Here is a 13,012-nt window from a genome sequence, read left to right as displayed (position 1 = left end):
TCCGTGGTCTTTATGATTTTTGTGATGCAGTGCGAATAGGGGCAACACCATATGACATACCGCTTCCCCAACTATTACGCCCAGTTGTCGCCTTATTTTTACCCTGACCGTCTTGTAATATGGTTTGAGTGCGGTCAAACAGCTCTATTTGCCCATTCTGCAAGAACAACAAATAATCGCTGCCCGATAATAGTTCGGGTTTATGGGTGACCATCACAATGGTGCAACCTTGCTGTTTTAACTGACTGATACTGGCTAATAAGGCTTGCTCGCCAACTTTATCCAAACTGGCATTAGGTTCATCAAGCACGATAAGCCGTGGCACACCATACATAGCTCGCGCCAATGCAATTCGCTGGCGCTGACCACCAGATAGCCCCTCCCCCTCATCCCCCAATGATGTGTCATAGCCTTGTGGCAGATGTAGAATGAGGTCATGCACATCGGCCAGTTGTGCCGCTGCGATAACTTTTGCATGATCAATTAAGCCAAAACGCGCAATATTTTCAGCAATCGAACCGCGAAATAGCTGAATATCTTGCGGAAGATAACCGATAAATTCCCCTAAATGGCTTTTATCCCACCGAGCAAGGTCTGCGCTGTCGAGGCGAACCGAACCACTGAATGCGGGCTGACTCGCAACCAGCAGCTTCGCCAGCGTAGATTTACCACTGCCTGACGGCCCCAACACTCCCAGAACATCTCCAGGTTGCAGTTCAAAGTTAATGGATTGCAATACCGGAATATGTGTTCCCGGTTTGCAAACGGTCAGTTGTGTCACACTCAATTTGCCTTTAGGTGGCGGTAAAACCATGCCGGTAGTGGGCTGAGAGTGCTGAGCTAACAGAGAAGAGAGGCGTTGGTAAGCCAGGCGCGTGTGACTCCACTGTTTCCAAACCGCGATCAATTGATCTATTGGCCCTAATACCCGACCAACCAAGATAGATCCAGCAATCATCACACCCGCAGTAATAGCACCATCTATAACCAACAATGCGCCCAGCCCCAACATCATTGATTGCAATGCCTGACGGCTGGATTTAGATAACGCCGTCACGCGGCTGCTTTTATCGCTGGCAATATTTTGCTGATAGAGAAAATGCGAGTGCTGTTTCAGCCAACGATCACGCAAAGCTTTTAGCATTCCCATGGCTTGAATGGCATCTGCATTACGCAAATTCGCATTCGCCTGCTGAGTGGCTTGTGAGGTGATGTGTGAGGCCTCTTTCAATGGTTTTCGGCATATCCAATGATTGAGCCAGGCAAGGAAAATCAGAAAAACCGCCCCCAGAGCTGCCAATGCCCCGAGCCAAGGATGAAGGATAAAAATAACCAGCAAATAGAACGGGAACCACGGCGCATCAAAAAAGGCAAATAGAGCATTACCAGTGGCAAACTGGCGCAAAGTTGTCAGATCGTTTAACGCCTGTGCAGCTTGCACTTTTTGACCATTAAGGTTTGAAGCAAACGCCGCATTAAAAACCTGCTGATTCAATTGCATATCAATACGTGTCCCCAAGCGGATAACAATCGCACTGCGAACCCATTCTAATAAACCAATAAATGCAAATATGGCTAGCACGAGAACCGTTAGCATTAATAACGTCATGGTATTTGCTGAAGCCAGAACACGATCATAAACTTGCAGCATATAAATTGCTGGAGCCAACATCAGTAAATTAATTACTGCGGTGAATAAGCCTATGCCCCAAAGGATCTTTTTATGACGGCCCAAAGTTGAAATAAGGGTTGGTGATACTAATGAAGCGCTGGCATTTTGACTTGATTCCATGACATCCATTTCCATACTGAAAATACGATTTGTCGTAAAAACCCTGTAATTGATTTCATGAAGAATTTATTTTCAGAATAATAGCAACATGAACTACCATCAACAAACACATCATAAATAACATGATAAAATATAGATGGTAGTATTATATACTCAGACAGAAAATCATTGTTCCCCTGCCTTTATTAAGCGGCTAATAATATGCCACTCCCATTAGCTTCACCTACTACTTCAATAATTGGCATATTGGCAACAACTTCAAACTGGCTGGCAATAGGCATATCTTTAAGTGGTGTGTTTACGTCAATACCTTGGGATATTAGGATCTCCAAGAGTACATCTGCATTGCCTGCTTTTAAATTAAACCCCATCTGATGCACATCATTTCTCTGGTTTTCTCCGGTTATCTTTAAATTATCATAGTCACCAATGATACTTAACCCATTAAATATCAGTTGCGGTTCTACCAGATGTTTTTCAAGTATAATATTATTCTTCTCATTCTGAATAACACCCTCTTTTCCTAATTCCAGACTTTCTACCTTTCCGTGGATAGTCCTGTGACACATTTTAAAACTTATCTCTCCGCTCATGATTATAGTCGCTTTATCCCCAGAAGTATTCGTTACCGAGAACTGTTCGTACTGCCGGCTGATAGTATCTTTAATACTATGAAATTCGGTGAAATTATAACCATCTACAGTTGGTATATTAAAGTCAGCTATCCATTTATGGGTATATGAGTAAATAGTTTCATCTTTTATATTTCCATTAAATATGATAGTTACCGTCATAATAATATCCTTTTAACTATGACTAATATTATATAGCGACGTATTGGGTTAGCGAGTCATTTAAGCTGCTAACAATATTCCACTGTTATCAGCGGCCCCCACTGTATCAATAATGGGCGTATCACCAACAACGCCAAACTGGCTGGCGATAGCTATATCTTTAAGTGGGGAGTCTACGTTAATACCTTGAGCTTTGAGGATTTCCAGCATAGGGGCAGCTTTACCTCTCAACAAATTATACGTACCGTGATCTATTCCACCCTGGTAAGGCTTACCGAGTTCAGCATCCAATGCCTGGGATATTGAACACAGTGAAGGATAAAAGTCATCTTCAATATTTAAACCATCTAGTTTCAGTTGTAGTTGCTGAAGTTGTTTACCCGTATTATCTGCATTAGATATGAGTGACTCACCAAACTCTAATGTTTGTATCTGTTTTTTCATAATGAAAGAGGTACTTCCTTGTTCTTGCTCAAGTCTACTCCCCCCAACAATCATGGCTACATTGCTCTCGTAAAAACTTTGAAACTCAGCCTGAACGCTTTCATTATTATTAGCGTCAATACGATTGGATAAGGTACCGTAAGTTTTAAAAGAAGTTGGTGTTTGAATTAAATCACCATAAGCTGTAGTCCATTGGTGAATATAAGAAGAAACGGAGTACTCGGCAAATTGACTGTGATATTTAATAGTGATTGTCATAATAATATCCTTTTAATTTATGACGAATATTTAGCTTAGCATTTGGTCAGGGAAGAGGTTAAGCAGCTAATAATGTATTGCCTCCATCGGTTATGCCCACAGTTTCAATTAGTAGTTCGTCAGTAGGAACTTCAAACTGACTGGCAATTGTCATATCTTTGACAGGTGTATTTACGTCAATGCCCTGAGCTTTCAGAATATCTAGTAGTGGGTTCGCGTTGCCTTTCAATAAATTGTATATTCCAAGGTTTTGACCTCCTTGATAGTAAATATCCTGCCATAAGGCGTAATCCAAGGTAGGCATTGAACTTTCAACATCGGCCCGAATATCTAACCCACTAATATCTAATTGTACTTGCTGCAAAAGAAGCTGGTGTGGATGTTTACTAGTACCGTCATTAGCAATGGGAACCAAAGCTTCGCCGAATTCCAAACTGACGCGGAGATCCGTTATGGATTGGTCATTCTCTATCCCTGCAACTTTTTTAAGTGCGATCACTATCGCGGCATTACTCTCTGACTGATTGTGATGGGTGCTTGCAGCAACATATTTTATGCTATCAGCAGGTGGAATTGGGTAACCAGAAGCGTTAAGAGTATAATCAACCCCCATCGTCCATAGCATATTACCAAAATTAGTGGCCCACTGTTGGCTGTATGACGTGATAGTTTCATTGGCTATTTTTTCATGGTACTTAATTGTTATTGTCATATTAATATCCTTTTCTAAAATATGAACCACCGCCGCGCCAAATATAGCAAAGTACGGCGGTGGCGCACTTACACTTATTACAAGTACACTAACATTTATTGCACAACAGCTAGATCCGACCAGAAAATCCTTTTCCGGAAGTTTTACTTAAGCAGCTAATAACATATCACTACTTTCAACGACACCAACGGTATCAATCATTGGCATATCTGATACCATAGCTTCGAATTGGCTGGCGATAGCCATATCTTTCAGTGGGGTATTCACATCAATGCCTTTAGCGGTGAGGACTTCCAACAGCGGATCGGCATTACCTCTCATAAGGCCATATATGGATTTATGCATATCCCCTTGGTGGTTCTCTGCCATTGTTTTGCCAGGATCAAACTCACCAGTAATATCTAAATCGGACATTTTCAATTGCAGTTGGTCAAGCTGTTTACCAATGCCATTGGAATTAATACTCAAGTTCTTACCCAATTCCAGACTGTCAACTTTACCGTGTAAAGTATGCTGAGCAAAATTGTAGGTCAAATCCCCCTCAATTATCATCCCTGTACTAGAACCACTGTGAGAACTGCCAATGGAGTATTGGGTTCCATCAAACCACCCACCGCCAGCAAATTGACCAAAATCCTTGGAATATCCTTCTGCCTCAGTATCTTTTATATCACCATGGGTTGTAGCCCACTGTTTAGTATAAGAGGTTAGAGTGTCATTACTGAATTGACCTTGATATTTTATCGTTACTGTCATAATAAATTTCCTTATTGTTAACAACAATAATATGACTCATCATTGAGTCACGCGACTACAGATGAAGCTATAATTTCACCTGAATATTTAAAACTTACTTTATTCTATTAAGATATTTAAATCTAATTATTAGAATTTATATTCAAAACCACCCTGAATAGTTCTACCACGATTTGGCGCGAAAGAAAGTGAATCACCATAACTAATAAGATAAGCGCGATTAGTTATATTTTCTATTGAGCTGCGCAAAGTTAAATTATTAGTCATCTTATAACTAGCATAAAGATCAAATATGGTATATTTGGGCCAATCCGCAACATACGCAGTATTGACGTGGCCTTTATTATTAAGAACTGATTTATCTTGGCGTCCTTTGTTATAACGAATAACAGTGCCGAGATCCAGCTTTTTATCAAAAATCCTTCCACCTAAAGTTAAGCTGCCGCGATCACCCGGTAAATAGGCAGAGGAGCTAAATAAATTATTTGCCGCAAAGCAATCAACTATATTATTTATATCATCTCTATCAATAGAATATATTTCATAGTTTTTATTACTTGCTATTCCATTTACACCACCTAACCAGGCTCTTTTCGAGCAAATAGTATTAACTCCAATCATTCTGGTATAATTTAAGTTGGTATAAAATACCCCTGCATCATAACTTAATTGATATTCCAGGCCACGAAAATGGGTGGCCAGTAAATTATTAATATAAGTAGCATTGGTAAAATCCCCGCTGCCATGCAGCGGTTTAGTCTTGGACAGTTCAAGATTGATATAATCAGTGACACGGGTATCAAAGTAGGCCAGCTTGGCGACCAGGCGGTCTTCTGCAATAAACAGATTGCTGTGCTGGATATTCATGCCAGCTTCCCAAGCCTTGGAGTGCTCTGCCGCCAAAATAGGGTTGGGCAAAGTCCAACTATGGCCATGGGCGCTGCCGGTGGCCAGCACCTCAGTAATCGCCGGTGGCCGCCAGGATTTACCGTAATTGCCAAAAAATTCCAGCCACTGCACACCGGGCTTGATGCCGATGGCTAATGTGGGTGACAGTTGTTGTTCACGGCGATCGACCTCCCAAGTCATTTTCGACGGCCAGTTGAATGAGCACCGTCTTCCTTCATTAATAATATATTGCTCATGTGTCTTTTGATTGCAGGGATTCTCACGGGTATAGTTTCCGCGGAAATTTTTGCTGTGCATCCAAGTATTGCCCTGTAAGCGAAATTGATCATAACGCACCCCCCCTTCCAGCCGCAGCCAATTATCATAATCGTAATTCAACTGAGCAAAAGTGCTGGTAATAGTGCGCTTGCCTGGCGGGGTGAGACCAAGTATCGTTTCGTGCGTTGAGTTACCTCTGGAGCGGTCACTAAACCATTCCAGGCCATAGTTAATATGGAATTGATGATAATCGGCGTAGGTAAAGAAGCTGGTATTTTGCAGTTGTAAACCACGGGTGGTCAGGCGGGTTTGCGTCCAAAACTTCTTACAATAAATAGCATCAGAACAGAGAGTATTAGTTTCATCATCAGTATCAACGTAATAAACCTTTACCGCGACATCTAGCCAGGCGATATGCTCGGGCTTGAGACTATAATCCAGCCCAATATTGCGATTCAGCACATCGCTGACACTGCTATTTTTCCATCCCATCTTTATTATACGGTAGGGATCTGCCTTATCGACAATCTGAGTTAACATGCTGGCATTAGGGCTATTAATTTGTGTTTGTAAATAACTTAGCATCAGGCGCTGATTGGCAGGTAAATTCCAACCCAATTTGGTCAGTTGGGAACGCATTTTATATCGGGTATATTCAACTTTATTATTCTTAAGATCATAATTAAATCTCTCTGCGGCGGTGCCGAATCGAATGTCCCCCATATTCCCTTTATTGCCCGGCCAATAATCGCTTAAATTGCGCTCGCTGGCGGCGATTAATATATCGCCATATTCATTACCCAGTGCCAGCGCGGCACTGCCAATAAAATTTGTGCCATTATCACCGGTGAGAACGCGGATTTGGCCACCAATTTCTTTCCCCGGTTCAAGAAAGTTGCTGGCATTAATTGTATTGAACGTTGCAATACCGCCTATTACCCCCGCTCCGCCAATACCGCTGGTGACTCCCTTTTCAATCACCACATTATTCAGTATTTCCGGATCGATATACATCACGCCATTGCGTTGCCCATGGCCGCTTTTCATAAAGTTTTGCCGCATACCGTCAATATTCATATTGACGCGGCCATAATCCTGCATGCCACGGATATTCACTGAAAGTGCAGGGTCTTGTTGGCTAACGCTGGAATAGACACCGGAGGTTTGTTCCAATATATCCGCTGCATGGCGGGCTGGTCGACTATCGAGCTGTTCGCGGGATATTTCACTAACAGAATGGAGTTCATCATAAACCCAGTCCCCCTCATGGGCGTTACTGGTTCCCTCCACTTTGAGCTCATCTAATACCAGATCATGTTCATGAGAAGATTCGACGGCGGTTTCAGCATTTACTCTCTGCGAATAACCTTGTGTTGTTAATGCCAGAAATAGACCAAATGTGATTTTATTTATTGTTGTTCTGCGAACTCTAACTATATTATCCATTTATGAGATTTCATCCTTATTAGTATAAAAATAATAAATCTATTAATTATTAGCCGTTCACCTTAATGGCTTTCACAATAAAACGTTGCCATAGGATTACCGCCAAATAATCTAAAGTATCCGGTAATAGAAATTATGTTATTTTCCATGAAGTAAATAAGTTACGTCATCAAATAAATGGGGCATTAAATTTAAAAATAAAGCAGTTACTTTATTAGAGGATTCAATAATATTATTCAGTAAGATCTAGTGTTATTTCACCTAAGTAATATTCATTTATTTTTTTAATGCTAGTAGAGGTTTTACTATATCGCCATTATTTGATAATGATTATCATAATCATTTGTGGTTATAAACTCAACAGTCTATTAAGAATAAAATAACAGGTTACTGATGGCATTGATTTAATAGAAGAAATAAATAATGGATAAATAGCGATAGCTGTTACGCGGATTAAAGTTTTATAAATAAAACCAGTAACGAATAAAATATATTTAAGTATTTATAACGCAAAACGGGCCACATTAATTGTGGCCCGCCGCAACATTAACCAATACTCTGCGAATTAAAATAAACGCACTTTAGCCTCGGCAATGGCCGATGCGACTTGCTGGGGTGAAACACCGCCTTTAGCAACACGCTTATCTAAACAAGATTGCAATGCCAGAATCGGATAAACATCATCGCCAATGACTGCACTGAATTTTTGCAAGTCACTTAGTGATAAAGCCTCTAATGCTTTCCCCTGACGAATAGCCTCAACCACCGCTTCACCAACAATATGGTGTGCCTCACGGAATGGCACACCTTTGGCGACCAGATAATCAGCTAACTCAGTCGCATTGGCATAACCTTGCTCAGCCGCTTCTTTGCAACGGGGGCGTTTCACCTGAATACCATCCAATACCAGCGCCGCCATATGCAAGCAGTCAAGCCAGGTATCGAGCGCATCAAACAGGCCTTCTTTGTCTTCTTGCATGTCTTTGTTATAAGCCAGAGGCAGGCCTTTGAGCGTCATCATCATTCCAGTCAATGCGCCCTGTACCCGGCCACATTTCCCACGGATTAATTCCAGCGCATCTGGATTTTTCTTTTGCGGCATCAAGGAAGAGCCAGACGTAACACGATCCGATAAATCAACGAAAGCAGCTTCGCCACTGTTGAAAAAAATCAGATCTTCAGCAAAACGGGACAAATGCACCATACCAATACTGGCATCAGACAGTAATTCCAACACATGGTCACGGTCAGAAACACTGTCCAGACTATTACGAGTAGCCGAAGCAAAACCTAACCAACCCGCCAGTTGTTCGCGATCAATAGCGTAGGCAGTTCCAGCTAAAGCGCCACTGCCTAACGGGCTGACATCCAGGCGTTTCAAGGTATCTTGCAGGCGGCTTTCATCACGAGCCAGCATTTCAGCATAGGCCAGACACCAGTGTGCAAAGGTCACTGGTTGAGCACGCTGCAAATGGGTATAACCCGGCATCACGGCATCCTGATTGGCCTCGGCGGTGATAACCAGCGCTTGTTGCAATTGCTGTACGGCGGTTTTTAGTTCGGTTATCTGAAATTTGCACCACAACTTTAGGTCAGTTGCCACCTGATCGTTACGGCTGCGCCCGGTATGCAGTTTTTTGCCTAAATCACCGACTTTATCAATCAGTTTGGTTTCAACCCAGCTGTGAATATCTTCTGCATCACTGGCTAAAATAGCTTGTGGATCGGCCTGCACTTCCTCTAATAAAACAGAGAGCGCCTGCTCAAGTTGTTGCTGTTCGGCCGTCGTTAAAACGCCGACCGTGACCAGTGCTTTCGACCAGGCAACAGAACCTATAATATCCTGCTCTGCCAGTCGGTAATCAAACCGCAGGGAATCGTTAAATTGCTTAAAACGCTGATCTGCCGCCTGACTGAACCGTCCGCCCCACAATGCCATAATCTTTCTTCCCTAGTTTCAGAATAAAAACTCATAATATACCCAAAGTAGTTGGAGTGGCAGCAAGGCAGCAAACGCGTGACAAATTGGTCGAGAACCGATTTGAACAGCATTTATGCTAGCCCGCAGGGTGAGCCTCAAGGATGAGGCTCATTAATCCCGTTGAGCTGACTCAAGTCAGTGATTCGGGTGAGTAAGAGCCGCTAACACCACTGCAACTGCAAATAAGAAGGATATTTAGGCCAGAATACGCGTGCCAATTGGCACACCGTTAAACAGCGCCGGTAACTGGTCTGCATGACGCCAACTGGCGATATCCACCGGACGGCCCAATGAACGGGCCGCATCCAGCGCCGCATTCACTTTAACCACCATGCCGTCAGTGATGATGCCCTGCGCAATCAGTTGTTCGGCTTTTTGTGCCGTCATTTCAGCAATGCGCTGGCCTTTGCCATCTAAAATCCCACTGACATCCGACAGCAAAATTAAATCGGCTCCCAATGTCGCGGCCAAAGCCGTCGCTGCCTGATCGGCATTTACGTTCATCAGACTGCCATCTTTAGTAATACCAATAGAGCTGATGATAGGCATGTAATTTGCGGCCAGTAAGGTTTGTACTAAAGCCGGTGAGCCAGCTTCGGCTTTGCCCACATGACCAAGTGCCGCATCCAGCGGGGTGACCGACACGGTATTACCATCACCCAAGCATAAGCCAACCGCATTAATGTCATGTTTAACCGCCCAGGCCAGCAATGTTTTGTTGGCGGTACCCGCTAATGCCCCGGTAATAATGTCAATTTGATCGGCTGGCGTCACACGCAGGCCGTTTTTCTTCACCACCGGCAACGCGAGTTTTTTCATCAGATCATCAACCAGACAACCACCACCGTGCATGATCACCAGCGGGCGCTCATGCTTCTCACGATAGGTCACCAATGCCGTAAACAGGCGTTCCAGCGCTTCTTCGCTGTCGAGCAATACGCCACCTAATTTAATGACCAACGGATTTATCATGTTTCGCCTCAATATAATTAGAAAAAATGTCAGTTCCGACTCGGTTACAACCTCTGCTGCTTAGCGTTTTATTGCTCACAACAGAGCTTGGGTTTCCGCAAAGCCAAAACGTATATTCATGCATTGCACCGCCTGGGCCGCCGCGCCTTTCAGCAGGTTATCTTCTGTCGCGACAATAATTAAATGTTCACCCTGCACCGAGAAACCGATATCACAGAAAGGTAGACCCACTACCGCTTTTAGCGCCGGTACGCCTTGCTTATAGAGCCGAATCAGCGGCTTATATTGATAAGCATTATGGTATGCCTCAGCGATATCTTGCGCCGTCACCCCCACTTTCAGGCGGCAGGTAATGGTTGCCAAAATACCGCGGGCGAAATTCCCCAAGTGCGGGGTAAAAATCACTGGAGTACCAAGGTGGGCGACAATTTCCGGCTGATGACGATGATTAAACAAACCATAGGGTTGCAAACTCACTTCACAGAAACTGTTGCCAATACTGGCTTTGCGCCCCGCGCCACTAACACCGCTGACGGCGTTAATCACGGGCCACTGCGCCTCATTGAGTAAGCCGCCATCGACCAACGGCTTAAGCGCCAGTTGGGATGCGGTGGGATAACAGCCAGGCACCGCGATCAATTGGGCCTGCTTAATTTTTTCCGCCTGCCATTCAGCTAACCCATAGACCGCTTTATCCAGCCAATCGGCATGTTGATGCTCAAAACCGTAATATTGGCGGTAAAACTCGGCATTCTGAACCCGGTATGCACCGGAAAGATCAAAGACTACACAACCCGCCGCCAGGAATTGTGGCGCTAAATCATGGCTGACTTCATGGGCAGTGGCGAGGAAAACAACATCCACCCCTTTTGCCGCCTGAGCTACATCCAGCAAGGGTTGCAGCGGAAGATCAATAATGCCTTTTAGTTGCGGATGCAGATCAGAAAGCAATTTTCCTGCATCTGCACTTTGCGCTGAAACCGCTAAAGCGGTTATGTTCATATGTGGGTGACGATTCAGGTAAGCCGTAAGTTCTGCTCCGGCATAACCACTGGCACCAACAATTAGTGTATTCAACATGGGTTCAGTTTACCTTACCCTTTGTACTTGAAGCTGTAGGGTTGTTAGCGACGCTCACTCACTCGAATCACTGACCTGTGTCAGCTCATCGGGATGCGCCCGCTTGCTGCCTACTTACAACTCCAATGACATTGGATATAAATTTAGTGGGTATAACAACATAAGTAGTCAAAACTGACATTTGGGTTCTCAGCAAGGTTTTACTGTTTCCCCACGTGATTGAGCATTGACATTTTCGTCAATTTAAGGGTTTTTTCAGTTCCCTTACACTCAAGCTTAATGTATTTTTATTCATAATTAATGCATGAATATTGATACTATCCTAACCAAAGGCTGTCAACAGTGAAGATGAAATTACCTCCATTTATTGAGCTGTATCGGGCGTTAATCGCCACGCCATCAATCAGCGCAACCGATAGCGCTCTCGATCAAAGCAATGAGGCGTTAATCAACTTGTTGGCCGGATGGTTTGCTGATCTGGGTTTTCGCGTCGAAATCCAGCCGGTACCGGATACACGCCACAAATTTAATCTGCTTGCCTCTATTGGTGAAAACTCTGTTGGCAAAAAAAGCAGCGGAGAGGGCAGCGGCGGGCTACTCTTGGCAGGTCATACCGATACCGTACCTTACGATGAAGGCCGCTGGACGCGCGACCCTTTCACTCTGACCGAGCATGACAATAAATTGTATGGTCTGGGTACTGCCGACATGAAAGGCTTCTTTGCCTTTATTCTTGATGCGGTGCGTGATATCGATGCCAGCACATTAAGTAAACCACTGTATATCCTCGCAACCGCCGATGAAGAGACCACCATGGCGGGCGCACGCTATTTTGCCGCTTCCACCCAATTACGCCCTGACTTTGCCATTATCGGTGAGCCAACATCACTGCAACCGGTGCGCGCGCACAAAGGCCATATTTCCAATGCGATTCGTATTACCGGTCAGTCCGGCCATTCCAGTGATCCGGCGCGTGGTGTTAATGCTATTGATTTGATGCATGAATCTATCACCGAGCTAATGAAGCTGCGTACCACTTTGCAAGAGCGTTATAACAACCCGGCATTTGCCATCCCTTATCCAACAATGAATTTCGGCCATATTAATGGCGGTGATGCAGCGAACCGTATCTGTGCTTGCTGTGAATTACATATGGATATCCGCCCGTTACCGGGGCTGACATTAAGTGATCTGGATGAATTGATGACTGAAGCGCTGGCCCCCGTCAGTGCCCGCTGGCCGGGCCGCTTGAGTATTGACCAACTGCATCCACCGATTCCGGGCTATGAATGTCCGACAGATCATCATATGGTCGGGGTTATCGAGGAATTATTGGGTGAGCGCACCGCAGTGGTGAACTACTGCACCGAAGCCCCGTTTATTCAGCAAATTTGCCCGACATTGGTGCTGGGGCCAGGCTCCATCAATCAAGCCCATCAGCCGGATGAATTTATCGACATGGCCTTTATCGAACCCACACGTGAGCTAATTGGTCAATTAGTCGATAATTTCTGCCAGCAGAAATAACCACTATGGGGTAGGCGGATCAATATTGCCGATAAGCCAGACTGATAATCTGGCCTTGGTAATTAAATTTCAGCAATATCCCT

At 44.2% G+C, this 13,012-nt stretch carries 10 protein-coding genes; 1 reads left to right on the top strand and 9 read right to left on the bottom strand.

The window, feature by feature from the left end; translation table 11 throughout:
• Window positions 1-10 precede the first annotated feature (10 nt).
• The 9 genes from FGL26_RS16565 to argC form a co-directional block, all read right to left on the bottom strand.
• Entirely contained in the window at window positions 11-1,792 is a 1,782-nt protein-coding gene (locus tag FGL26_RS16565; protein ID WP_032908794.1) for a type I secretion system permease/ATPase, read from the bottom strand.
• A gap of 185 nt (window positions 1,793-1,977) precedes the next feature.
• Window positions 1,978-2,586: a heme acquisition protein HasA gene (locus FGL26_RS16560; RefSeq protein ID WP_005175802.1), complete on the bottom strand. Its 609-nt coding sequence runs from the start codon at window positions 2,584-2,586 to the stop codon at window positions 1,978-1,980.
• 60 nt (window positions 2,587-2,646) lie between these two features.
• Entirely contained in the window at window positions 2,647-3,288 is a 642-nt protein-coding gene (locus FGL26_RS16555; RefSeq protein ID WP_005175803.1) for a heme acquisition protein HasA, read from the bottom strand.
• Between the two features lie 58 nt (window positions 3,289-3,346).
• The gene (locus tag FGL26_RS16550) at window positions 3,347-4,000 is read right to left on the bottom strand and encodes a heme acquisition protein HasA (RefSeq protein WP_005175804.1); all 654 of its coding nucleotides are present in this window, start codon (window positions 3,998-4,000) and stop codon (window positions 3,347-3,349) included.
• Between the two features lie 147 nt (window positions 4,001-4,147).
• Window positions 4,148-4,756, bottom strand: coding sequence for a heme acquisition protein HasA (locus FGL26_RS16545; RefSeq protein ID WP_005175809.1), 609 nt, complete (start codon window positions 4,754-4,756; stop codon window positions 4,148-4,150).
• A 129-nt stretch (window positions 4,757-4,885) separates the two neighbouring features.
• The gene (locus tag FGL26_RS16540) at window positions 4,886-7,369 is read right to left on the bottom strand and encodes a TonB-dependent hemoglobin/transferrin/lactoferrin family receptor (RefSeq protein ID WP_005175812.1); all 2,484 of its coding nucleotides are present in this window, start codon (window positions 7,367-7,369) and stop codon (window positions 4,886-4,888) included.
• A gap of 565 nt (window positions 7,370-7,934) precedes the next feature.
• On the bottom strand, window positions 7,935-9,308 hold the full coding sequence (gene argH, locus FGL26_RS16535) for an argininosuccinate lyase (RefSeq protein WP_005175816.1): 1,374 nt from the start codon (window positions 9,306-9,308) through the stop codon (window positions 7,935-7,937).
• Between the two features lie 237 nt (window positions 9,309-9,545).
• Window positions 9,546-10,322 (bottom strand): acetylglutamate kinase, encoded by a 777-nt coding sequence (gene argB / locus FGL26_RS16530; protein ID WP_005163846.1) that lies wholly within the window; start codon window positions 10,320-10,322, stop codon window positions 9,546-9,548.
• 75 nt (window positions 10,323-10,397) lie between these two features.
• Entirely contained in the window at window positions 10,398-11,402 is a 1,005-nt protein-coding gene (argC, locus tag FGL26_RS16525) for an N-acetyl-gamma-glutamyl-phosphate reductase (RefSeq protein WP_005175819.1), read from the bottom strand.
• A 348-nt stretch (window positions 11,403-11,750) separates the two neighbouring features.
• Between argC and argE the strand changes: the two genes are divergently transcribed.
• A complete protein-coding gene (argE, locus tag FGL26_RS16520) occupies window positions 11,751-12,929 on the top strand; it encodes an acetylornithine deacetylase (RefSeq protein WP_032903319.1) in 1,179 nt (392 codons plus the stop codon).
• Window positions 12,930-13,012: the final 83 nt, after the last annotated feature.

It is taken from the genome of Yersinia enterocolitica subsp. enterocolitica, assembly GCF_901472495.1.
Taxonomy (GTDB): Bacteria; Pseudomonadota; Gammaproteobacteria; order Enterobacterales; family Enterobacteriaceae; genus Yersinia; species Yersinia enterocolitica.
The sequence above is the reverse complement of the archived record's forward strand: the minus strand, read 5'-3'. Positions and strand labels throughout refer to the sequence as shown.